The following is a 24318-nucleotide window of genomic DNA, read 5'->3' as shown; positions in this document are numbered from 1 at the left end:
CTTATTCTACAGTGAGACAATTTAAGTTGAGCAAGGTCAACTCTCGCAATGCCACTGAGAATTTGGCAAATTCATGAACGGTACCGACTTTAAACTCGCTGAGGATGTTCTCCCAACGGCTTATTGAGACTTGGTTACGCTCTAGCCATTTATCAAGTGCCAGTTCAATTTCCTGTTGAGCATCATTCAAATTGCTACTGAGCACTTGAGCAGTTAACTGGCGTTGCTGCCAATCGAGATCCTCACGGAAAGAGGCTCTTGCTAATGCTTGCCAATGGTTATCAACGGCTTGGTGGTTGATTTGCTTCAAGAACCAGTGCAGAGATAAACGATCGCCGAGATGGAAATAAAGCTTTGCTGTTTGAGTGACTGCGATGCCTTTCTCTTTCGCCACGGCCGAGATATCCAGTACAGAGTAAAGGCTAGAAAGACGCGCCACATAATGCGCAAGCTCTTTCTCGATGCCCTTCTCTATCCAGTTTTCAGCCATGGAATTATGCTCAACAATCTCCTCTTTCACCAAAACTTTATCCAATTGTTCGGTGATAGCTTTGACATCCTCTTGATAGCGTTCGACCATTGCTATCACGGATGGCTTACCTGTACGGTTGCGCAGTAACCAGCGAGTCAGGCGACGCAAAGTGCGACGCACGAGGAACATGACATCATATTGGGCGCTACTTTGCGCTATGTTGTCCAGTTTGCGTACTTTTTCGAGCACGATACCTAAACCGTAAATCTCACGCGCGGCCGCATACGCATTCGCAATATCGACCACGCTAGAGCCGGTCTCTTCTTGTAAACGCGTAACGAAGTTGCAGCCCATTTCATTAACCATTTGGTTTGCTAAGGCTGTCGCGATGATTTCTACTCGTAGCGGATGGTTCACCATCTGCTGCGCATAGTGACCGCGTAACTCAGTTGGGAAGTAATTAACCAATTGTTTGGCATGGAATTCATCTTGCGCAATCTCTTCACTGGCCAATTCTTCTTTCAACGCCATTTTGCCGTAGGCCATCAGCACCGAAAGTTCAGGACGTGTTAATCCCATGCCCTGTCTTTCACGCTCAAGTAGAGTTTCATCATCCGGAATGTGCTCTAAAGCACGATCCAAATACCCCGCTTTTTCCATGTGATGGATAAAGCGGATCTGCTCTTTCATGAGTGATACGCCCTGCGCTTCGGTCACGGAAATCGATTCAGATTGTCCATAAGCATCTTCAATCACGATGCTTCCTACTTCATCTTTCATCGACTCAAGGATCTGGTTGCGCTGTTTGAGTGTTAAATCACCATTAGCCACCAAGCCATTGAGGAAGATCTTGATGTTAACTTCGTTATCGGAACAGTCTACGCCACCGACGTTATCCACGAAGTCCGTGTTAACGCGTCCACCTTTGAGTGCAAACTCGATACGACCGCGCTGAGTCATACCAAGGTTACCGCCTTCGCCGATGATTTTAGCGTTTACTTCACGTCCATCGACACGTAATCCGTCATTGGCTCGGTCACCGACATCGGTATGTGTTTCAATGGATGATTTCACATAGGTACCAATGCCACCATTCCAGAGGAGATCGACTTCCATTTTCAGGATCATTTTGATCAACTCATTGGGTGCCAACGTGGTTTTTTTAGTGTTGAGCATCTTCTGCATTTCAGGCGTCAGCGTAATCGCTTTTGCTTTACGCGAGAAGACACCACCACCTTTAGAAATCAGCTTCGGATTGTAATCTTCCCAACTTGAACGAGGCAGATTAAACAAACGGTTACGCTCTTCCCAACTGCTCGCAGAATCCGGGGTTGGATCAATGAAGATATGAATATGGTTAAAGGCCGCCAGTAGGCGAATATGTTTTGATAACAACATACCGTTACCAAACACGTCGCCGGCCATGTCTCCGATGCCAATCGCGGTAAAATCGGTGGTTTGACAATCAATGCCCATTTCACGGAAATGGCGTTTTACCGATTCCCAACCCCCTTTGGCGGTAATGCCCATCGCTTTGTGGTCATAACCATTTGACCCCCCTGAAGCAAAAGCATCACCGAGCCAGAATTGGTATTCCGCTGACACTGAGTTTGCTAAATCAGAGAAGGTTGCGGTGCCTTTATCCGCAGCCACCACCAAATAAGGGTCATCTTCATCATGACGAACCACGTTCTTCGGCGGAACCACTTGCCCTTCAATAATGTTATCCGTTACGTCGAGTAAAGCGCGAATAAAGCGTTTGTAGCAGCGTTGGCCCTCTGCAAAAATCTCATCGCGTGTGGTGTAGAGATACTGTTTCTTACAAACAAAGCCACCTTTTGCACCAACAGGCACGATGACCGTATTTTTCACTTGTTGTGCTTTGACCAAGCCTAAAATTTCAGTACGGAAATCTTCTTGGCGATCAGACCAACGCAGCCCACCACGAGCGACTTTACCACCGCGCAAATGCACCCCTTCAATGTCTGGGGCATAGACGAAGATTTCGAACGCAGGCACTGGTGCAGGAATTTCAGGGATCTCACTTGGCTTCATTTTGAGAGATAGCCAAGGTTTGTTCTGCTTGAGCTCATCCAACTGATAGTAGTTGGTGCGCAGCGTCGCGTTGATCATCTCCATATAGCGACGGATAATTCGATCGTCGTCGAGACTCTGTACTTGATCTAATTGCTCTGTCAGAGATTTGATGATCTCAGCTTGGCCCTTTTCTCCGCCTTTGTATTTCGGATCGAAACGACGCACGAAAAGATCCACCAATCCTTGTGCAAGATCGGGATGGTGGCTGAGTGTATCTTCAATATAGTGCTGGCTAAATGGGAAGCCGACTTGACGCATATAACGCGCATAAGCACGCAGGATCGAAACTTCACGACCTGATAGTGATGCACCTAAAATCAAACGGTTAAAGCCATCACTTTCCAGCTCTCCTGCCCAGATAGCGGCAAACGCTTGTTGGAATCGGTCGCGTGCTTCACGCAGATCCACCTGCTTATCGCTCTTATGTAGCATAGAGAAATCAAGGATCCAGTACACTTGGCCATTGGCTTTCACTACTTCATAAGGCGATTCACCAATCACGCGTAAGCCGAGGTTTTCTAGCATCGGCATAACGTCTGATAGATGGATGGGTTCGTCTTTGTGATACAGCTTTAAGCGTACCGCTTTGGAATCTTTGGCTGTCTCCTGTAAACGGTAGAACAGCATGCCCAGTTTATTGTGCTCATCTAACGCTTCAAGGTGCTCGATATCTGCCAGTGCAGAGCCCGGCATCACATCTTCTTTGTAAGAACGTGGGAAGGCACGTTGATACTCTTTTGACAGCGGTAATCCACGACTTTCACCGAAATTGGCGACAATGGCTTCTGCGAGACGATCATCCCACGAGGTTGAGGCTTCCATTAAATTCTGCTCTATCTTTTTCACATCTACGTTGATGTTGTTATTGTCGACACGCACAATATAGTGAGTTCTCGCCAGTGGGCTTTCTGAGAAATAGGTTGTAAATTCAACATCTTGCTCACAGCCAAAATACTGTTTGAACACTTGTTGTGTCTTACGGCGCAGCTCAGTGTTGTAACGCTCTTTAGTCACATACACCATGCAACTGAAGAAACGTCCGAATGGGTCTTTACGTACAAACAGGCGCAGTAAATCACGATCTTGCATCTGTACAACGCCCATGCCTACTTCAAGCAGCTCTTCTTCACGGGCTTGTAACAGCTCATCGCGTGGGTAGTTTTCAAGAATATTGTGCAGGGCTTTGTAGGCGTAAGAGCCTTGGCGGTAGCCGCTTGCCGCAAGAATGCGCCCTACTTTTTCGCGGATCAGCGGGATGCCTTCAACACTTTGGTTGTACACAGCGGAAGTGTATAAGCCAGTAAAGCGATGCTCACCGATCACCTTGCCTTTCGCGTCAAACTTTTTGATCCCGATATAGTCGGTATAAGCAGGACGATGGATACGTGATTGCTTGTTGCCTTTCGTTAAGATCAACAGGAAAGGCTTTTTGGCTTCGAGCCTAGCTGAATCTGGGAATTGAGAGAGTTTTACGCTTCGTACTCGCTCGTTGTCAGAGAATAAGCCAAGTCCGGTGTCTTTGGTTGGCGTTAGTTCGGTATCGCCATTTTTCTCTACCAAATCGAACTCTTTGTAACCCATAAAGGTGAAGTTATGGTTACCTAGCCAGCGTAAAAACTGAATGGTTTCTTGTAGGCGTTCGGCTTCTACAGGGATCTGTTTTTTATCCGCTTCCAGCTGATTGATCACTTGTTCAAGCTTGGTCGCCATCGGTTTCCAATCTTTCACCACCAGAGCAGTGTCATGCAGGATATCCAGCAATTCGTTTTTCAGCTCCGTCATCTCTTCCTTGCTGCTTAGGCGATCGACTTCAATGTGGAACATTGAGGTCAGTTGCCCTTCTCCTTGATTAATGCTTTTGATCGAACCATCGTCGTGACGTGCAATATGAGCAGGTCCGTTGAGCATTAAGTGCGATGCCAATCCTAGGCGGCTTAATGCCATTTTGATTGAATCAACCAGAAAGGGACTATCTGGTAGAACAATCTCAACAATGGTGTGGGTCGATTGCCAACCTTGGCGACTTACCGTTGGGTTAAATACTCGTACTGAGCGTTCATCGGCTTTTTTCTCATTGATGTGGTGCCATAAACTGAGCACTGCACCATAAAGATCCGATTCGTTACGCTCCACTAGGTCGTCTTGTGAAATGTTACTGAACAGGTGTTGTCCAAGTTGAGTCACTAAGGGTTGTTGAGCAAGCTCTAGTTTGTCTTGAATCAGTTGATAAACTTTTTCAAGCAAAACTGGCATCAAAGTTTCACGCGCAGTCATGGTCGACTCCAGAATTTGATTCTTATTTTTGTAGGGGGTGTGCAGTAAGCATAGCGCTTACTGATGGTAATGCAGGGCGTATTGTAAGAGTTTTATTTATAAATAGTTAATTGTTTTGGGGTTGTTATGGGGTAAAAGTGTGAGATTGTGACTAAAGTACCTATTTAAACCACTACAAAATAATGCTTTTACAGAACTTCTAACTTAACGAAACGATTATTTTGGTCAGTTGTTAATCGAAATCGACCTTTTACTCCAATTTGGCTTAAAAATGGACGCAAACGTGTTGCAGGGAGTTGTAAACGCAAACCTTGCTCGGTGGTGACCATGACATGACTTGCTACGCCCGAGTAATGCGTAACAAAGGTTTGATAAGAAATGTTTAGCGAGAAAAAATAATAGTTCATTGGAAAATAAGGTGGCACAGAGTGCCACCGAGTTTACCTGTTGAGTTTGGTTTATGCTTCCAGCGCTTTGCTGACTTTTTCAAACAGATCACGCGCGAGGTTATCCATCGCTTTTAATTGCTCCAGCTCTTGTTTAATCAGTGCTTGGCGCTGTTCATCGTAGAGTCGGAATTTAAGTAATGGATCAATCAAACGTGAAGCCACTTGTGGGTTACTACTGTTAAGTTCACGCAGAATGTGTCCAGCAAAGCGATAGCCTTCCCCTGTTTTCGCGTGGAAATTGACTGGATTGGCATTTAAAAATGCTCCAATCAGACTGCGAGTACGGTTCGGGTTTTTCAAGCTAAACGCTTCATGTTGCATGGCTTGCTGGATCACATCCAATACTTGTGGTGATGGATTGGAGCCTTGCAGCGTGAACCACTTATCCATTACCAAGCCATCGTGTTTCCACTTCTCGCTGTAGTCTTGCATCAAGCTTTCACGGCACGCCAACTGCGCTTGGTTAGCCGCCGTCATGGCCGCAATGGTGTCGGTCATGTTGTTCGCTTGAGCGTACTGTTTTTGTACGAACGCGTTACCTTGAGCAGTGTAGGCAAGATAGCTCAAACACACGTTGCGCAGTGTACGTTTGCCAATCGCCGCATGTTCAATCGAGTAAGTGTCTTGTTTTAACGTATGGTAGGTTGCACTGAGCTCATCTTCTAGCTCGGTCGCCAAAATGGTTTTGAGTGAGGTGAGCACCTGGGCAATCGCATCAACATCCACACGCTTATACCAGCCGGACACTTCGTTATGGCTTGGTAACGAGAGCATTTCGGCCACAAATTCAGCGTCGAGGTTGTCACTGAGTAACACGCCGCGGAATGCGTCAATCACCGACTCTGCCAATTCGACAGGTTGACCTTGTTGGACTCGTTCTACGTTGGTGCGAATATATTTAGCAAGCAACATCTGCCCTGCATCCCAACGTGCAAATTCGTTACGAGCATGCACCATCAGGAAAATCAGCTCTTCATCACTGTAGGCGTATTCCAATTTCACAGGCGCAGAAAACTCACGCAACAGTGACGGAATTGGCGGCTGTTTGACCTGCTCAAAGCGGAAGGTTTGCTTAGCTTGTTTCACATCCAACACGTTAGAAACAGGTTTTCCGTTACACTGTAGCGGAATAACATCGCCGTTTGGCGCATACAGTTCAATATCCAGCGGGATATGCAATGGTTGTTTTTCTTTCTGCTCGTGAGTGGGCTCGGTATGCTGTTCTACAGTTAACTCATAAGTTTGGCTTGCGGCATGGTAAGTACTGCTGACTTTAAGCGTAGGAGTACCGGACTGGCTGTACCATAAACGGAACTGTTGTAAGTCGATGCCAGAAGCGTCTTCCATGGCTGCCACGAAATCTTCGCAAGTGGCTGCGGTGCCATCATGACGTTTAAAGTACAGCTTCATGCCACGTTGGAATTTTTCTTCACCTAGCAAGGTGTGCATCATTCGAATCACTTCGCTGCCCTTTTCATAAACGGTCAGGGTATAGAAGTTATTCATTTCAATCACTTTATCCGGACGGATTGGATGCGACATTGGGCTAGCATCTTCAGCAAATTGCGGGCCTCGAATGATGCGCACATTTCCAATTCGATTAACGGCTCGTGAGCCTAAGTCTGAAGAGAACTCTTGATCGCGGAATACGGTTAAGCCCTCTTTCAAGCTTAATTGGAACCAATCACGGCATGTCACACGGTTACCCGTCCAGTTATGGAAGTATTCGTGACCAATCACGGCTTCAATCCCGAGATAATCGGTGTCGGTGGCGGTTTTCTCATTGGCTAGTACAAACTTGGAGTTAAAGATATTCAACCCTTTGTTTTCCATAGCGCCCATATTGAAGAAATCCACCGCCACGATCATGTAAATGTCGAGGTCATATTCAAGGCCAAAACGTTGCTCGTCCCAACGCATAGAGTTGATGAGTGACGTCATGGCATGACCAGCGCGATCCAAATTGCCTTTATCGACAAAAATTTCTAGCGCAACTTGGCGGCCCGATTGTGTGACGTACTGATCGCGCAGCACATCAAAATCCCCCGCCACCAAAGCAAACAGATACGCAGGTTTGGGATGAGGATCTTGCCATTTCACCCAATGACGTCCCGCTTCCTGCTCGCCTTGTGCAATCTTGTTACCATTGCTCAGTAAGTAAGGATATTGCGCTTTATCGGCAATAACCGTTGTGGTGTAACGCGCCAGAACATCCGGACGATCCAAATAATAAGTAATGCGGCGAAAGCCTTCGGCTTCACACTGGGTACAAAATGCACCACCTGATTTGTAAAGACCTTCTAAAGCGGTGTTGGCTTGCGGATTGATTTTTGTCACGACGGTGAGAGTAAACTCACTCGGCAAACCACGAATTTCAAGGGAAGCTTCACCTACGCTGTAGTCTTGCCAATCCTGGCCATCGACTTTGAGCGCTTTCAGTTCAAGCGTTTCACCATCAAGAATTAAGGTATTGCTCTCCTGCTGCTGTTTTACTTGAGAGACAGCGGTGACCAGAGTCGCATCATCGTATAGATCAAACACCAAATCGATATCGGTGATGGTGTGTGAAGGCGGTTGGTAATCAAGGCGGTATTTGGCTTGAGGTGTGTGAGCCATTGTCGTAATCCTTTTGACTTTATGTTCTGTGACGTTAATGAATACAGGAAGAAAAGCGTTATTGAAGCAAGATCTTAGGCCGCAGTGAATGAATAACAAGCCCTGAACGCAAAAAAACAGGGAGTTTATCTGTAAACTCCCTGCCACTTTTGTTTTTGGCCGCCCATTATCAAAACAGGTGGTATACCGCATGAGTGTTATTGCACGCGGTTCATGACGACCGTCATGCTGTCATCAATTTCCAAGGTGAGTCTATCTTGATCGAGCACATAACGGGTATAGTGCTCACCTTCCGAATAGAGCAAAACCAAGCGATTTCCTTCAGTGTAATAGACGCCGCGATGGGTGGCCTCGTTACCATCTTGATTAGTGATGTGGAAAGAGAAGATAAAATCTGGCTGTAAGGTTAATTGGATCAGGCTTTGGTCAAGGCTTTCGCCATCAAGATCTTTGATATGTGCACTGCTCCAACTACCGGCCAAGGTATTGGGTAAACCTTTAGTGAAGGTTACACCATTCAATGTCAGCAAATGATGGTTATTTTCATACTGGTAAGTTTGGGGATCTGAACTATCTAGGCCGAGAATAAGGGTTTTCTCATCTGCAGAATAAGCGCCATTCCAGTGGTCAACACTGAAATCTTTCTTTTGGATATCTATCGAGAAATGGTAGTCCGAAGCCAAACTGAGCTTAATGACTCGAAAGTTTTCGCTAGATTGCTCTGGGTTGGGATTGAGCAAATACCAGTCGCCGAGCAATAAAGGTTGATCAAATTGAGTTAAGTCGGCACGGCTAAGATTATTTGCACTGAGAAACGGTGATGAGGCGGTAAAAAGTAAGCTCATCACGCAAGTAAATATCCATTTCATGGCACTTCTCCTCACATTTTTTGTAAGCGTAGGCATTGAGTGCATGAAATGCGAAATTATTTGATGTTCATCACATTAATTTTACGAATTAAAAAAGTGTAAAAAAACGGACCATGGGGTCCGTTTTGATTAAAGATAAAGTAAATCAATGAATTAGCGGGATATCATGTCAAGCATAATGTTAACCGATTCATCGAGATAAGCATCCGGTGCTTCATAATCTTTCGGTATATCTTGCAAGCTCGCATAGGTCGATTTACCTAACGCTTTTTGGCGTTGATTGATGCGAGCTAAGCGCTCTTCATCAGCCTTAGCACTCTCTTCTTTGCGTACTTTTTCATTCAGCGAAAGTAGGTTGTCATCTTTCTCTGCACGGTATTTCGCAATATCTTGCTCGATAAAACCAAATTCTAAATCATTCGCGACACGTTGTTGGTGTTTAGCTTCCAAGCTAGCAATGATGGTGTTGAAGTTATTCAAACGCTCATATTTTGCTTTATCAATGCTGTCCCACGGTAGTGCGTTATCTTCAACACTTTCCCCTGTTTCGGAAGGGTCAATCGCGGTTGGATACGCGATATCAGGAACGACACCTTTGTTTTGGGTACTACCACCATCAATACGGTAAAATTTTTGAATCGTGTATTGTACGTAGCCAAGCTCTTTATCAAACAAATCATAGATATGATTGAGAGAGCGATGCTGCTGTACGGTACCTTTACCAAATGAGTTCTCACCGAGAATGATCGCGCGGCCATAGTCTTGCATTGCGGCAGCAAAGATTTCTGAAGCCGATGCACTGTAGCGGTTAATCAGCACGGTCATTGGTCCGCTATAGCTAATGCTACCATCGGTATCCGAGTTAACGTTGACTCGACCATAGCTATCACGCACCTGAACTACAGGGCCACTGGTAATGAACAAACCAGAAAGCGCGGTAGCTTCGGTTAATGCACCACCACCGTTATTGCGTAAATCAACAATGATGCCGTCGACTTTTTTCGCTTTTAGCTCCGCCAGTAGTTTTTCCGTGTCTTGAGCTAAGCCGACGTAGAAACTCGGTACTTCTAGTACACCAATTTTCTTCCCTGCTTTTTCAATCACTTCAGATTTTACGGCGCGATCTTCTAAGCGAATTTTGTCTCGCACAATAGTGACAACGTGACTTTTTGCGTCTTTGCCTTCAGGTAACACGAGCAGTTTCACCTTGCTACCTTTAGGTCCTTTAATCAGTTGAACGACATCGTCTAAGCGCCAACCGACTACATCTACCACATCTTCGCCTTCTTGACCGACGCCGATAATGCGGTCACCCTCACCCAATTGTTTGCTCAATGCTGCAGGACCACCTGCAACCAATGAGCGGATGATGGTGTAATCGTCGGTCATTTGTAACACGGCACCAATCCCTTCCAACGAGAGATTCATTTCAGATTGGAATTGTTCTGCGTTACGCGGTGACAAATAGCTGGTGTGCGGATCAACTTCACGAGCAAACGCATTCATGTAAGTTTGAAATACGTCTTCACTTTTTGTCTGTGTGAGGCGCTTGATGGCATTGTTGTAGCGTTTATCGAGCGTTTCTTTGATTTCTGGCCACTCTTTACCTGCCAGTTTCAAGCTTAACGCATCGTATTTAACTCGTTGTCTCCACAGCTCGTTAATCTCTTTAAGATCTTTCGGCCAAGGCGATTTCGTGCGATCAAGCTCAATAGACTCATCAGCATCAAACGTCATCTCTTGATCAAGCAGAGAAAGTGCGTATTGAAAGCGCTCAAAACGTTTTTCCATTGACAGGTTATACAGATCGTAAGCGATTTGATTGTCACCCGCTTTTAATTGGTCATCCAATTGTAAAGACCAAGCTTTGAAGCTGTCTATGTCCGCTTGAGTAAAGATATTTCGACTGTAATCCAGCATCTCAAGGTAGCGTTCAAACATGGCTTGAGAAAACTGATCGTCTAAATTGAATTGTTTGTAATGAGAACGGGTAAAACGTGAGGTAACACGTTTCGCTGCCGTTGCGTGTTGAGCTTCAGGAACAAGAAGAGGGAGGTCTTCTGGTTTGAGTTTGGCTTCTAGAGCCTGAGCTGAAAAGGCTGCCAGCCATAAGCTAGCAGCAATCAGAGATATTTTTGAACGGCATTTCATGCGTAGGAGTATCTCCTTTATGCGCGCAAGTGCTCCGCTTTCACAACCATTTGTAGGCCGTTGGCAAGTTGAACACGCACATCTTCCTTATTGACTTCAACGATGGTCGCAGCCATGTTGCCTTTACCCATATTCACATTGACTTGATTGCCAACGTTAAGCTCAGACGCAGCCAGTGCGCGAGTTTCTACAGGCTTTTTCTCCACTTTCGGTGCGTTTTGCGGACGGCGAGCTTGCTGTGGCTTTTTCGCCTTTGGCTTGTTCGCTTTCGCTTCTTCACGCACTTTCTTTACTTGTTCTTTACGACGAGCTTCTACGCGAGCTTTGCTCTCAGCCAGTGCCGCTTGTGCGTGTTCTACGTGCTGTTCTTCCAGCTCACCACAAGGGTTGCCGTCCAGATCAACACGAGTTGCGCCAGGTTTTACACCATGTAAATAACGCCAAGAAGAGGTGTATTGTCTTAACGCGGCACGAAGCTGAGTTTTGCTTACTTTAGGGTCGTCATTCAAGCGATCAGCAAGATCCTGAAAAATACCAATTTTCAGAGGCTTTGCTTCACCTTCTAAAGTAAAGCAGTTAGGGAAACATTCAGCAATGTACGCGATCACTTCTTTGCTGTTTTTTAACTTTTCAGTGTTTTCCATGAGGATTCCTGGTTATTGCGGCTGCCCGCCAAACATTGATGTGTAAATATGTGCGGTATTATAAAGACCTGCAAAGGAAAAACCACAGGCAAAGGGCAATTTATGCCTTATTAGCCTGTGAATTGAGCAGCTTTTCTACTTCGCTCATCAAATAGGTTAGGCCTTGCTCGTCAATTTCACTGAAACGACCAATGTTTGGACTGTCAATGTCTAACACTCCGGCGACTTTTCCGTTAATCGAGAATGGGATAACGATTTCTGAGTTACTCGCGGCATCACAAGCAATATGACCTTCGAATTGATGAACGTCGTACACACGTTGAACCTTATTTTCTGCAACTGCAGTACCACAAACTCCCCTGCCTACGGGAATGCGCACGCAAGCGGGTTTGCCCTGAAATGGGCCCAATACCAACTCGTTCTCTTGCATTAAATAAAAACCCACCCAGTTGAGCTCGGTGAGTTCCATATTCAGTAACGCACTTAAGTTGGCAAGATTTGCGATGAGATTGGTTTCACCTTCTAATAAAGCGACCGCTTGCTTGGTGAGGCGTTGGTACTGTTCTAGGTTCATAATAACTTCCATTTGAAAAATAAAGACTTCACTTCGCGAACTACGTACAATGCGCATCACTAAAATAGGATGCATTCTCATTAATATGACGTATTTCAACGACACTATTAGCCGCTCTTGGCTGATAACTCAAGTAAAAAAACATCGCGCCAAACTGTTGTTTGCTAACTTTATTGCCGTCGTCGCGACGCTAATCAGTGTTCCTATCCCACTGCTCATGCCGTTAATGGTGGATGAAGTGCTGCTCAATCATCCGGCAAAAGGTGTGGAGGTGATGAACCAGTTCCTGCCACAAGGGTGGCAGACCGCAACGGGTTACATCATGCTGACTTTGCTGATGGTGGTGGTGATGCGTATTGCCAGTCAGTTGTTGAATATCCTACAAAGTCGTCAGTTCACCTTGGTTTCTAAGACCATCACTTACGAAATGCGTCGTAAGATGATTGAAAAGCTAGGGCGGATCAGTATTCGTCAGTATGAAACGCGCGGCAGTGGTGGGATCAACGCTCACCTCATCACAGATATTGAAACCATCGACCAGTTTATTTGCTCTACACTGAGTAAGTTTTTGATTTCTTTGCTTACTGTGATTGGTACCGCCATTGTATTGCTTTGGTTGGAGTGGCGACTTGGCCTGTTTATTCTGTTAGTGAACCCGATTGTTATCTACTTTTCTCGGATGCTGGGCAGCCAAGTTAAACATTTGAAAAAACGCGAAAACCAAGCGTTTGAGCGTTTTCAAAACCGCTTAGTGGAAACGTTAGATGGTATCTATCAGTTGCGTGCCGCAAACAAGGAGCGCGAGTTCCTCAACCGCCTTATCAGCGATGCTGACGCAGTACGCGAAAATGCTGACAAATACGCATGGCAATCTGAAGCCGCTGGTCGCCTCTCCTTCTTACTGTTTTTACTCGGTTTTGAGCTGTTTCGTGCCGTAGCCATGTTAATGGTGGTGTTCAGTGACCTCACCATAGGCCAGATTTTCGCGGTGTTTGGCTACTTGTGGTTTATGCTCAGCCCGGTGCAAGAGCTGTTGGGTATTCAGTTTTCTTGGTATGCCGCTAAGGCCGCTTTGAAAAGAATCAATAGCTTATTAGAGCTAGAAGAAGAGTACCGACCCATCAGCAAAGTCAATCCCTTTACTCAGCCGGGAGAAGTCGATATTGAGATCAACAATATCCATTTCTCCTACGATGGTGAAAGCCAAGTACTGAATGATTTGTCACTTCATATCCCAGCGGGGAAAAAGGTGGCGTTAGTCGGAGCCAGTGGCGGAGGGAAATCGACGCTGATTCAGCTCTTAATTGGCGTTTATCGCGCGCAAAGTGGCGTAATCCGCTTTAATGGACAACACTGTGATGACATTAGCTTTGATGTGATTCGCGATCAAATTGCCGTTGTTTTACAACAACCTATACTGTTTAATGACACTTTGCGGCATAATCTGACCCTTGGTGGTCAATTTAGCGATGATGCCTTGTGGCAAGCGTTGGACATCGCCCAACTGCAAGATGTGATCACCAAACTCGACCAAGGGTTAGAGAGCCAAATTGGTCGTAATGGCATTCGATTGTCAGGCGGACAAAGACAGCGGCTAGCGATTGCGCGTATGGTGCTGAGTAATCCAAAATTCGTTATTTTGGATGAAGCCACTTCCGCCTTGGATACGGCTACTGAAGCCGCATTGCACCTTGCGTTGTCAAAGTTTTTGCATGGTCGAACTACCTTGATTGTTGCCCATCGCCTCTCTGCGGTGAAACAAGCGGACTTAATTTATGTATTGGAAGATGGACATGTCAGCCAGTCAGGAACTCACCACGAGTTACTCGAACAAGAAGGCTTGTACCAAACCCTTTATGGGAGTATTCAGTCGCAGCACTAATGGTGTTAATGGCGGCCCCTATGGTGTTGTCCGCCTATGACCTCCTCATCCTCTTTATCTCATCATGCATCGCAGTCGGGTCAAGTTCGTTTGTGCCCCGGCTGCGAACTGCCTATTGATGCGATTACGGTTGACCAAGCCCACAGCGCTCATTGCCCCCGTTGTGGCACGCTACTCTATCGTGGCGGTAGCCCTTCTCTCTCCGGCGATCTTGCTCTTGCGGTCACTTGTTTGCTGCTGTTTATTCCTTCCCACTTTTTCAGTTACATTGATATTCGACTGTTTGGTGTGATGATCCCAGCCACCTTGCCGCAAGGCGTATTCGCCTTGTGGAATGAAGGTTACATCGCCTTGGCGTTATTGGTGCTGTTTTGTAGCTCGATTGCGCCACTGGTTTTATGTTTGAGTGTGGTCAGTGCTCATCTCGCTCTGCGTTTTCGCTACTTTCAGACGCTGCGTTACTCATTGCTCTTTATTCATCATCTCAAAGTCTGGGTCATGATCGATGTGTTTCTGGTTAGCGTGGCTGTGTCTTGCTTTAAGCTAAAAGATTACTCAGATATTTTTATCGGTCCCGGATTATTAGGGTTGGTGCTTCTGCAACTGTTTACGGTCTTACTGCTTAGTCGTATCAGTACTCGCCGCTATTGGGAAACCTGGCAAGCTGAAACGGAATATGATTTGCCCGTCAAGCAGGTGCATTGCCATAACTGCCACCTTTCACAGCCAGAAAATGGTCACTGTGTTCGCTGTCAGCACAAGCTTTACCACAGAAAACCTAACTCGATAGAACGAACATGGGCTTATGTTTTAGCAGCAACGGTGGCGATTTTTCCTGCTAACTTGATCCCTATTTCTATTTTGATCACCAATGGTCAGCGCTTGGAAGATACGATTTTTTCTGGTGTGGCTTCGCTCGTGAAAAATGGCATGTGGGGTATTGCGCTGATCATCTTTGTCGCCAGTATTGTGGTTCCCGTGATCAAAATCATTGGCCTCGCCTATCTCTTAATGGCCATCAAACTGAAACGTCACGTGCATCAGCGCCAACGTATGATGATTTATCGTGGCATCAAATGGATTGGCAAATGGTCGGTGATGGATCTGTTTGTCATCTCTATCATGCTGACATTGGTTGACCGAGGTCAGATCCTCGATTTTACTCCCGGTTACGGGGCTGTCGCTTTTGGTATGGTCGTGGTGCTCACCATGTTAGCCGCGGAAAGTTTAGATCCGCGCTTACTGTGGGATGAGCCCGACTCCACTCGTACTCAACAATAGGTTGTTTGAATGAGTCAAGAAAATACAACGCAAACGTCATACACACCGGAAATCCGTAAACGTCGGGGCATCTCTCCGTTGTGGATCTTACCCATAGTGACCATGATTTTAGCGGGTTGGCTGGTGTTTAAAGCGGTGCATGATGCTGGAGTGCGGATTCAAATTCATTTTGAAAACGCGCAAGGCTTAATCGCAGGTCGAACCACCATTCGCTATCAAGGATTGGAAGTGGGGATGGTGCGCGACATCAAACTCTCTGAAGGATTGGATAGTATCTACGTCGAGGCGGATATTTATCCAGAAGCCACCAAGCTTCTCTCCAATCAAACGCGTTTTTGGATGGTCAAACCGACGGCGAGTTTATCCGGCGTTTCTGGGCTAGATGCGCTTGTATCAGGAAACTATATTGCGATCCAACCGGGTTCAACGCATCAAGAGGATTATCCAACACAATATCAAGCGCTGGACTCAGCCCCCTCGGATCTGCTGGCACAACGCGGCTTGACCATTTCTCTCAAAGCTCGCGATTTAGGTGGCATCTCGGTCGGCTCGCAGATTGTGTATAAAAAAATCCCGATTGGTGAAGTATTTAGCTATCAGTTGGATGACGATGCGCAGTCGGTGACTATCCAAGCCTCGATCAAAGAGGAGTACCAACACATCATTAATACGGAAAGCCGATTTTGGAACGTGAGTGGTATTGGTGCCAGTATCGGCTTTGAAGGGGTCGATGTTCGTCTAGAAAGCTTAAGCGCGCTGATTGGCGGCTCGATTGCGGTCGATTCGCCTGATGAAGGCAAACCCGTAGAACAAAATGCGCAGTTTCGTCTCTATCGCGATTTAAAAACCGCGGGGCGCGGTATTGCGGTATCGATCACTTTACCGGATGACAACAACATCTCCGCGTCCGGCGCCCCCATCATGTATCGAGGTATTGAAATTGGCCAAATTACTGATTTGCAGCTGGCCGAAAACCGCAAAAGTATCGTAGCCTCTGCTGCGATTCAGCCTGCGTTTAGCGATATGCTGAATCGCGGCAGCCAGTTTGTCCTTGAAGAAGCACAAGTCTCATTAACCGGGGTGGAGAACCTGACCAATCTTGTGAAGGGCAACTACCTCACCCTGATCCCCGGAGCCGGAGAGCGCACGCGTAACTTTCAGGCCGTACGCAAAAATGAATTTAAGTATGCGCGCTCCAACAGCATCAGTTTCAATCTTGTGGCAGATAACTCGTTCGGTTTAGAAGCGGGAACCCCGATTTTGTATCGCGGCGTGGCCGTAGGTAGCGTTACTGCCGTGAATCTTAAACTCGATTATGTTGAGTTTAACGTATTGATTGATGAGCAATATGGCGCATTGATCCGCTCGCAAAACCGTTTCTACGTCACTGGCAGTGCGGCGGCTGAGCTTACGGAGTCGGGGCTTTCTGTTTCTATTCCACCCGCGAAACAACTGTTGCTTGGGTCGATCAGTTTTGCCAGTGAAGGCAGTAGCACACCGCTTGAACAGTATCGACTCTACTCGAGTCAGTCTCTGGCTGAATTGGCAAAATACAATCAGTCTGGCTCTCGTTCATTAACGCTGTTTGCGCATGAACTGCCTTCAATCAATGCTGGCTCTCCCCTTTTGTATCGCAATTTGAAAGTCGGCAGTATCTCGGGCTTTACTCTTACGCCTAAAGGCGTGCAGATTGAAGCGACCATCGAAAAGCAGTATCAGCATTTATTGACACCAGATTCGGTCTTTTGGAACCGCTCAGGCGTAGAAATCAAAGCGTCGATGGATGGCGTAGATGTAAAAGCCGCACCATTACAGACTCTGATCCGCGGTGGCATCGCCTTTGATAATCTGCCCGGAATTGAAAACAAAGTCGGATCGATGTGGAAACTCTACAGCGACTACGATCATGCACGTCGCTATGGTGAGAAAATCACGCTGACCGCACTTGGCACATTGGGAGTCAAAGTGGGTACGCCAGTGCAATACCAAGGCGTACAAATTGGCGAGGTATTTGAAATCATTCCTGATTTTGAATCGGATTTCGTCAAACTCGCCGCGCGTATCGAGCCACAATACGCCCCGAAAATTGCCAAGCAGAATTCACAATTCTGGCTTTCACAAGCCAAAATTGGCCTAAGCGGTATTGAAAACGTGCAGAACCTGTTGGGACAAAGTATTGAAGTACAACCTGGCAATGGTGAAAGTCGTTTTGAGTTTGAACTGCACAAAGAGGCGCGCCATGGTGGTGCTGGCAATACTTACACTTTGCAGAGTGAAAAACGCGGCTCGGTGAGTGTGGGCACCCCGATTCTGTATCGTGATATTGAAGTGGGCAAAGTGATTGATGTACGTTTAGGTGAATTTGCCGACCGCGTGATCACCACCATTCGTATAGCTCCGCAGTACACCTATTTGCTGCGTCAAAACAGCGTATTCTGGAATGTCTCTGGGCTCGATATGTCGATTGGCATTACTGGCGCGAATGTGAAAGCCGGTACTTTTGACAGCATGTTGCGCGGCGGGATCACCTTCGCGACGCCAGAGCAGAAACAGCTAACGCCTGCGGCGCCTGAAGGGCATACTTTCTACCTCTACCCTCAAGCCCAAGAGGAATGGACCAAGTGGCGCACACCGATCCCTAAGCCTTAGTCGCAAAAGATAACGTGAAGAAAAGCAGCCTTGTGCTGCTTTTCTACTTTTCGGCGATCCTTTATGTCACCGCCTTATCTGGTTATAATCGCCGCCCTTATTCATCTACGGAACTCGCTTGTGCATCCGAACATTTCCCTTCCCGAACCATTCATCGCGTCGATGGCGAAAATACTGCCAGATCCCACTCAGCTTGCTGATTTTATTGCAGCTTGCCAAAGGCCTCTGCGCAAAAGCATTCGCGTTAATACACTCAAAATTTCTGTTGCAGAGTTTTGTCAGCGCGCCGCTGAGAAAGAGTGGCAACTGACGCCAGTACCTTGGTGTGAGAATGGGTTTTGGATTGATGCCGATGAAAGCTTAGTCCCGCTGGGTAATACCGCTGAGCATATGGCTGGGCTGTTTTATATCCAAGAAGCCAGTTCGATGATGCCCGTTTCAGCCCTGTTTATGGGGAATGCGCACTATGACTCTGTGTTGGATATGGCGGCGGCTCCGGGCTCGAAAACCACGCAAATGGCCGCCTTAATGGACAACCAAGGCGTGTTGGTTGCCAATGAGTTTTCCGCAAGCCGAGTGAAAGTGCTGCACGCCAACATTGAGCGCTGTGGGATTCGTAATACCGCACTGAGTAATTTTGATGGTTGTGTGTTTGGAGGTTGGTTGCCTGAGCGTTTTGATGCGGTGTTGATTGACGCGCCCTGCTCTGGTGAAGGTACGATTCGCAAAGATCCTGATGCGATGAAAAACTGGAGCCTTGAGTCGATTCAAAGTATTGCCAACACTCAAAAAGCCTTAATTGAAAGCGCATTTCAGGCGCTCAAAGTGGGCGGCACGCTGGTGTATTCAACCTGTACTTTGAGCCGTGAAGAGAATCAGCAAGTGTGCTGGCACTTAAAACAGACATATGGTGATGCGGTTAGCTTTGAATCACTGGGGAATTTGTTTGAGCACGCATCGCTCGCCCTTACCGAAGAAGGTTTCCTGCACATTTTCCCGCAAATGTACGATTGTGAAGGCTTTTTTGTCGCGAAAATTCGTAAACTGGCCTCCGTGACAACGCCAGAGGTCAACAAGCGATTAGGCAAGTTTCCGTTTAACAAAGCGAGCCATAAGCAGCAAGCTGAGATTGCTCAGCAACTTCAAAAGTCTCTTGGAATCGAGCTGCCCTCGGATTCACAGGTCTGGCTGCGCGATAACGATGTGTGGCTATTCCCCGAAGCTTTAGAGCCCTTATTGGGTGAGCTGCGCTTTTCTCGCATGGGAATCAAAATTGCTGAAGCACATAAGTCCGGTTATCGATGGCAGCATCAAGTGGCGACTTGTCTTGCATCCTCAAGTGCGATTCACAGTGTCGAACTGGATACCACGCAAGCACGAGAATGGTTTATGGGCAGAGATGTCAGACCAGAAGGACAAAGTGGTCAAGGTGAAGTGATTGTCCGTTACGCTAACGATGTGATTGGGTTAGGAAAATGGGTAGGCAATCGCGTGAAGAATGGACTGCCAAGAGAGCTAGTTAGAGACAAAAATCTATTTTGATTGGCTGAACTATAGTATGAAATTCTAAAAACCTGTCGCTAATTTCAGTATCTGTACTAGGCTTAGAACTAAGCAACTGACTAGATTTTCCATTAGCGCAGGCTCTTTGGAGCCATTCCCCTAGGCCCTAAAACCTTACGTTTTGGGCCTTTTTTTCGGGTTCTTGTTACCAAAGATAGGGTTAGGCTAAACGAATTCCATCATTTTCAATGACGATTTTGCCTTGCTTATACAAACCGCCGATGGTCTTTTTGAACGTGCCTTTACTGGTGCGAAAAGTGGCAAAAATGGCTTCAGGTGTCGATTTATCGCTCAGCGGTAAGAAACCTCCTTTCTTCTCTAAGGTTTCTAAGATCTTAGTACTGAGCTCATCCATTTTTTCTACCCCTACTTTTTGCAGGGACAGGTCGATTTTGCCATCTTCGCGTACACTCTTGATGTAGCCCTTGAGCTTCTTACCGATGAACAGCTTGCCAAAGACATCTGAGGAGAAAATCATGCCCCAGTGTGTGCCATTCACAATCGCTTTGAAGCCAAGTTCAGAACGTTCCGCAATCAGTAAATCAACCTGTTGGTTTGGCGTGTATTTCGCTGGTGTTTTATCAAGCCACTTGTTGAACTTGGTTGTGCCGACAATACGCCCCGATGCTTTATCGGTGTAGACGTAAACTAAGACGGTTTGGCCAGCGGTAAAACGGGCACGCTGCTCACTGTATGGAATAAGCAGATCTTTGTTTTTGATGCCCCAGTTGGCAAACGCCCCAGTGCTATTTACGCCCTCGATCTTCATTAAGCCCCACTCGCCGACTTGCGCGATTGGCGTTTCAGTTGTGGCAGCGAGTTGGTTTTCAGAGTCAAAATACAAGAAAACGTCAATAAACTGCCCAATTTCAGTACCTTCTGGCACGAAACGCTTAGGCAGCAAGGTAGTGCCGTATTCTCCTGCATCCAAAAAAACACCAAATTCGGCGAATTTCACCACTTCTAAACTATTAATTTGACCAATGTTAATCATATAAAACTGTCTCACAGCAAATTTGCAGAGATTATACGTTATCTCTGTTATGCTTTCTCGCATTCGAGCAATAAATCGGGCAATTTTTACAGGAGTTTTCGTTGATTACCGTACAGCAGCAAGATGCGGCAACCTTGACGATTGTCAGCCAGATGACGGGCAGTAAAGAGCTCGATCTTCATTTTTATCTCTTTATTCCTGGTGAGTTGGATATTTCACCCGAAGTGATTTCGGAGTCGGAGTTTTTCTACAGTTCAATCCACCAGCAACGTGCCTATTACAGCGACCAGATCCTTTTACCTCTGGTTCACAGCCGCCTTGCTCAACGTGGGCATCTCTCCACGACCCAATATCGGGTGAGCTTGAGCTTGTTTGCTTATCAGTATGTGATTGCGTTGGATAAAGCGGTTTCTCAGCTCAACAACACCAGCGATACGGTGACAGCAGAAGAAGTCGATAGCGTGATTGAGCTGTCGCTGGATATTTTGCGTCGCCTGCGCCGCAGTATTCCTTACGAAGAGCAACTCAAGCGTTACTACGCCAACATTGATAACTACCTCTCTTGGTACACTGAGCAGAGCTTCTTATCCATGATTGCGCACATGACCCGTGATAATGAATACAAAACCATTAAAGACCGATTGATCACGCTGGTTGAGAAAGAGCAAGCACATCGCACCCTTAACCAGTACAACTCAGATAAGGCCAACCAAGATATTACTCGTCTCAGTAATAAAATGCGTTTACTGCGTCGCCTGATTGAGCATCCGGTCATTCTCAATGAAAAAGTGTCATCGCTGGGGAATAACACCAAACGTGCGGTGAAAGGTTTAGCTACAGGTTTAGTGATGGTGGCAGTGACCATTACCGCCATTTCCGCACGTGATTACTGGGGAGAAATTACCGCCTCATTCATCATTGCTATGTCCTTTATCTATGCCCTGCGGGAAATTTTTAAAGACGACCTGCGCGATATGCTGTGGCGCTGGATAAGCAAAGGCAAAGCAAAATGGCGACGTCACTACTTCGACCCGACGACCGGTAAGCAAGTGGGCGACAAAGAAGAGTGGCTGGATTACAAAAAACTAAGTGAGCTGCCGGATCGCATTCAAGCGATTCGGAAAAAACGTATTGTGCAGCGTGAAGAGCAGATCCTGCATTATCGTTCTCATACGGAAATGTCGACATCCCGTTTTATGAGTGGCTATGAAGAGACACGAGAAACCATGATGATTGATTTGCGCGCCATCATGCGCCAGATGGATAAAGGCTCAAATCATATTTATCAGCTCAACAACGGACAAGTCAGTCGCGAATCGGTGGAAAAACGCCATCTGTTAAATCTGATCGTGAAAGAAAAACACCATAAAGGTGAGCCGGCTTACTACCGCTGGAAAATCGTGTTGAACCGTAGTCGAATTGTGGACATTGAATCCATCCCACTTACTTAGCGATTTTCAGTGAAAGGGTTAACCAAAACTCCGCCATTGGCTCATCGCCATGCAGCGTAGGACAGGTCGCAATAATGTGTACTTCTTGGTTAACCCGCTCTCCGGTACGCGCTGTTTCGTCTAGCATGCGATCAATCTTCTCACCTTCTACACAATGAAAATGCACCGCCGCTTCTGGGCGTTTGTGAAATTCGCCTCTCACCGATTTGAACGCCAAGGAAACCGATTTACCGCGTTGATTGGCTTTGTGCATCGCCATGTAACCGCCCGCGACATCGGCGCCCACCGCAAGTACACCGAAATACATACTATTGAGGTGATTTTTATTACGTCTTTTCAGAGGGATACGAACCTCAACCGCTTGATCGTTTAGCGAAAGAATTTTCGGACGACACGCCCAGATCAAAGGGACTTTGAAAAAGCCGAACAGATTAAGATAGAGGTTGGCTTTTGCTAAGGGTGACAGCATAAAAACTCCGCAATAGTAAGTTGTCCGACCACTTCAATCGATCGCTGAATAAATGTCAAACAAATGTTAACAAAATGCAGAGCCACGACGCTTTCTGAGCAAAGTGAAGAGATAAGTCTGCTTTTACGCAGTCGGTTTGGTCAAATGCTCGGTTTTTACTTCAATTTACACCCCTTTCCTCAGCTGTTTTCGGCGTAATGGTTTATTCTCGTTGACAAATTCGTTATCTTTAGCGCTTCGCAATAAAAGGACAGGCGCTCCTATGCCACTGAAAACCGATGAATTAAGAACCCAAGCATTGGGACCTATGCCTACTCCGGCAGAATTAAGTCACGCACATCCTATCACTGATGAAGTTGCGCTACGGATCGCGCAGTCTCGTCGCCAAATTGAAAGCATTCTTACCGGTGAAGATGATCGCCTATTAGTGATAGTGGGGCCTTGTTCGGTGCATGATACCGATGCTGCAATCGACTACGCTCGCCGCCTTGCTGCGCTACAAGAAAACTATACTGATGAGCTTTTTGTGGTGATGCGGACCTATTTCGAAAAACCACGTACTGTGGTGGGTTGGAAAGGACTGATCACCGATCCAAACTTAGATGGCTCTTACGCTTTAGAAACCGGTCTCAATAAAGCGCGAAAGTTGCTGCTTGATGTAAACAAGCTCGGATTGGCTACCGCGACCGAGTTTCTCGATATGATCACAGGCCAATACATCGCTGACCTTATCACGTGGGGCGCTATTGGTGCGCGTACCACTGAGTCGCAAATTCACCGTGAGATGGCCTCTGCGCTCTCCTGCCCTGTGGGTTTTAAAAATGGCACTAACGGTAATGTGAAAATCGCGATTGATGCGATCCGCGCGGCCAAAGCGTCACACTACTTCTATTCGCCAGATAAGAATGGTCGTATGACGGTTTACCGTACCAGTGGTAACCCATTTGGTCATATTATTCTGCGTGGTGGTGATAGCGGACCGAACTTTGATGCGGCTTCGATTAATGAAGCTTGCCAGCAGTTGGCACAATTCAACTTACCAGAGCGTTTAGTGGTGGATTTCAGCCACGCGAACTGTCAAAAACAACACCGTAAACAAGTGGATGTCGCGCGCGATATTTGCCAGCAAATTGAAGCTGGTAGCCACAAAATTGCGGGCATCATGGCGGAAAGCTTCCTTGTGGAAGGCAATCAGCCAATGCACGATCTCAATAATCTGACTTATGGTCTGTCGATCACCGATCCTTGTTTAGGATGGGAAGATACCGCCACCATGCTTGATATGCTGGCTCAATCGATCAAAGTCCGTCGTTCTCGTCACTAAGGAAATACCTCATGCCTTCTTTTGATATTGTTTCAGAAATTGATGCGGTTGAGCTGCGTAACGCAGTCGAAAACTCAACGCGTGAACTCGCTAGCCGATTTGATTTTCGTAACGTAGATGCGAGCTTTGAGCTGAAAGAAGAGACCGTAAAACTGGCCGCCGAAGATGATTTCCAACTCGGTCAGATGATGGATATTTTGCGCGGTAATCTCGCCAAACGCGGTGTGGATGCTCGTGCGATGAAAGCCAAGGATTCTGTGCATATCGGTAAAAACTGGTACAAAGAAGCAGAATTCAAGCAAGGTTTAGAAGCGCTACTGGCGAAGAAAATCGTCAAACTGATCAAAGATGCCAAAATCAAAGTGCAAGCTTCGATCCAAGGCGACAAAGTACGCGTCACGGGCAAAAAGCGCGATGATTTGCAAGAAGTGATGGCGATGCTGCGCGAGGCCAACCTTGAGCAACCGCTGCAATACAATAACTTCCGCGAATAGTTTGAGATAAAGCACGTGTATTAAAGTGCACGGTTTCGCTTTAAACAAACGCCCCAAAAACGGGG

The 24318-nt window shown here is 46.6% G+C and carries 16 protein-coding genes; 7 read left to right on the top strand and 9 right to left on the bottom strand.

Annotated elements, in window-relative coordinates; genetic code table 11:
- Position 1 precedes the first annotated feature (1 nt).
- The 7 genes from F0316_RS06840 to F0316_RS06810 form a co-directional block, all read right to left on the bottom strand.
- Complete coding sequence (locus F0316_RS06840) at positions 2-4843, bottom strand: NAD-glutamate dehydrogenase (protein WP_148504457.1); 4842 nt, start codon at positions 4841-4843, stop codon at positions 2-4.
- A gap of 188 nt (positions 4844-5031) precedes the next feature.
- Entirely contained in the window at positions 5032-5250 is a 219-nt protein-coding gene (locus F0316_RS06835; RefSeq protein WP_001110339.1) for a DUF2835 domain-containing protein, read from the bottom strand.
- Between the two features lie 51 nt (positions 5251-5301).
- On the bottom strand, positions 5302-7908 hold the full coding sequence (gene pepN, locus F0316_RS06830) for an aminopeptidase N (RefSeq protein WP_149560338.1): 2607 nt from the start codon (positions 7906-7908) through the stop codon (positions 5302-5304).
- A gap of 197 nt (positions 7909-8105) precedes the next feature.
- Entirely contained in the window at positions 8106-8777 is a 672-nt protein-coding gene (locus F0316_RS06825; protein ID WP_172625976.1) for a hypothetical protein, read from the bottom strand.
- A 153-nt stretch (positions 8778-8930) separates the two neighbouring features.
- Positions 8931-10928, bottom strand: a complete 1998-nt coding sequence (gene prc, locus F0316_RS06820) for a carboxy terminal-processing peptidase (RefSeq protein ID WP_000650137.1) — start codon at positions 10926-10928, stop codon at positions 8931-8933.
- Positions 10929-10945: 17 nt separating this feature from the next.
- Positions 10946-11572, bottom strand: a complete 627-nt coding sequence (gene proQ / locus F0316_RS06815; RefSeq protein WP_000432038.1) for an RNA chaperone ProQ — start codon at positions 11570-11572, stop codon at positions 10946-10948.
- Positions 11573-11672: 100 nt separating this feature from the next.
- Positions 11673-12146, bottom strand: coding sequence for a GAF domain-containing protein (locus F0316_RS06810; RefSeq protein ID WP_001911403.1), 474 nt, complete (start codon positions 12144-12146; stop codon positions 11673-11675).
- A gap of 85 nt (positions 12147-12231) precedes the next feature.
- Between F0316_RS06810 and F0316_RS06805 the strand changes: the two genes are divergently transcribed.
- The 4 genes from F0316_RS06805 to rsmF all read left to right on the top strand — a co-directional run bounded on the left by F0316_RS06805 (position 12232) and on the right by rsmF (position 19500).
- Positions 12232-14028: an ABC transporter ATP-binding protein gene (locus F0316_RS06805; RefSeq protein ID WP_172625975.1), complete on the top strand. Its 1797-nt coding sequence runs from the start codon at positions 12232-12234 to the stop codon at positions 14026-14028.
- A 36-nt stretch (positions 14029-14064) separates the two neighbouring features.
- Complete coding sequence (locus F0316_RS06800) at positions 14065-15309, top strand: paraquat-inducible protein A (RefSeq protein ID WP_000204608.1); 1245 nt, start codon at positions 14065-14067, stop codon at positions 15307-15309.
- 9 nt (positions 15310-15318) lie between these two features.
- The gene (locus F0316_RS06795) at positions 15319-17958 is read left to right on the top strand and encodes a PqiB family protein (RefSeq protein WP_057556194.1); all 2640 of its coding nucleotides are present in this window, start codon (positions 15319-15321) and stop codon (positions 17956-17958) included.
- 120 nt (positions 17959-18078) lie between these two features.
- Entirely contained in the window at positions 18079-19500 is a 1422-nt protein-coding gene (rsmF, locus tag F0316_RS06790) for a 16S rRNA (cytosine(1407)-C(5))-methyltransferase RsmF (protein WP_000553489.1), read from the top strand.
- A 181-nt stretch (positions 19501-19681) separates the two neighbouring features.
- Here the strand turns inward: rsmF and F0316_RS06785 are convergent, their stop codons facing one another.
- Positions 19682-20515 carry a CvfB family protein gene (locus F0316_RS06785; RefSeq protein ID WP_000608145.1) on the bottom strand — a complete coding sequence of 278 codons (834 nt, stop codon included), beginning with the start codon at positions 20513-20515 and terminating at the stop codon, positions 19682-19684.
- A 101-nt stretch (positions 20516-20616) separates the two neighbouring features.
- On the opposite strand from F0316_RS06785, the gene F0316_RS06780 reads away from it, so the two are divergent.
- Positions 20617-21966, top strand: coding sequence for a hypothetical protein (locus F0316_RS06780; protein ID WP_149560334.1), 1350 nt, complete (start codon positions 20617-20619; stop codon positions 21964-21966).
- On the opposite strand, the gene F0316_RS06775 is transcribed toward F0316_RS06780, so the two are convergent.
- Positions 21959-22435, bottom strand: coding sequence for a PaaI family thioesterase (locus F0316_RS06775; protein WP_000950847.1), 477 nt, complete (start codon positions 22433-22435; stop codon positions 21959-21961). The two genes, F0316_RS06780 and F0316_RS06775, sit on opposite strands and share 8 nt — an antisense overlap.
- Positions 22436-22697: 262 nt before the next feature.
- On the opposite strand from F0316_RS06775, the gene F0316_RS06770 reads away from it, so the two are divergent.
- Both F0316_RS06770 and F0316_RS06765 read left to right on the top strand, forming a co-directional pair.
- Complete coding sequence (locus tag F0316_RS06770; RefSeq protein ID WP_001128802.1) at positions 22698-23759, top strand: 3-deoxy-7-phosphoheptulonate synthase; 1062 nt, start codon at positions 22698-22700, stop codon at positions 23757-23759.
- Between the two features lie 11 nt (positions 23760-23770).
- Entirely contained in the window at positions 23771-24253 is a 483-nt protein-coding gene (locus tag F0316_RS06765) for a YajQ family cyclic di-GMP-binding protein (protein WP_001138886.1), read from the top strand.
- The last annotated feature ends 65 nt before the right edge of the window (positions 24254-24318 follow it).

It is taken from the genome of Vibrio cholerae (assembly GCF_008369605.1).
GTDB classification, from domain to species: Bacteria; Pseudomonadota; Gammaproteobacteria; order Enterobacterales; family Vibrionaceae; genus Vibrio; species Vibrio cholerae.
This window is presented reverse-complemented; position numbering and strand designations above follow the sequence as displayed.

Bases quoted from the DNA above. Each gene is read 5' to 3' on its own strand.
- F0316_RS06840 (WP_148504457.1), bottom strand. From the start codon at position 4,843: ATGACTGCGCGTGAAACTTTGATGCCAGTTTTGCTTGAAAAAGTTTAT.
- F0316_RS06835 (WP_001110339.1), bottom strand. From the start codon at position 5,250: ATGAACTATTATTTTTTCTCGCTAAACATTTCTTATCAAACCTTTGTT.
- pepN (WP_149560338.1), bottom strand. From the start codon at position 7,908: ATGGCTCACACACCTCAAGCCAAATACCGCCTTGATTACCAACCGCCT.
- F0316_RS06825 (WP_172625976.1), bottom strand. From the start codon at position 8,777: ATGAAATGGATATTTACTTGCGTGATGAGCTTACTTTTTACCGCCTCA.
- prc (WP_000650137.1), bottom strand. From the start codon at position 10,928: ATGAAATGCCGTTCAAAAATATCTCTGATTGCTGCTAGCTTATGGCTG.
- proQ (WP_000432038.1), bottom strand. From the start codon at position 11,572: ATGGAAAACACTGAAAAGTTAAAAAACAGCAAAGAAGTGATCGCGTAC.
- F0316_RS06810 (WP_001911403.1), bottom strand. From the start codon at position 12,146: ATGAACCTAGAACAGTACCAACGCCTCACCAAGCAAGCGGTCGCTTTA.
- F0316_RS06805 (WP_172625975.1), top strand. From the start codon at position 12,232: ATGACGTATTTCAACGACACTATTAGCCGCTCTTGGCTGATAACTCAA.
- F0316_RS06800 (WP_000204608.1), top strand. From the start codon at position 14,065: ATGACCTCCTCATCCTCTTTATCTCATCATGCATCGCAGTCGGGTCAA.
- F0316_RS06795 (WP_057556194.1), top strand. From the start codon at position 15,319: ATGAGTCAAGAAAATACAACGCAAACGTCATACACACCGGAAATCCGT.
- F0316_RS06785 (WP_000608145.1), bottom strand. From the start codon at position 20,515: ATGATTAACATTGGTCAAATTAATAGTTTAGAAGTGGTGAAATTCGCC.
- F0316_RS06775 (WP_000950847.1), bottom strand. From the start codon at position 22,435: ATGCTGTCACCCTTAGCAAAAGCCAACCTCTATCTTAATCTGTTCGGC.
- F0316_RS06770 (WP_001128802.1), top strand. From the start codon at position 22,698: ATGCCACTGAAAACCGATGAATTAAGAACCCAAGCATTGGGACCTATG.
- F0316_RS06765 (WP_001138886.1), top strand. From the start codon at position 23,771: ATGCCTTCTTTTGATATTGTTTCAGAAATTGATGCGGTTGAGCTGCGT.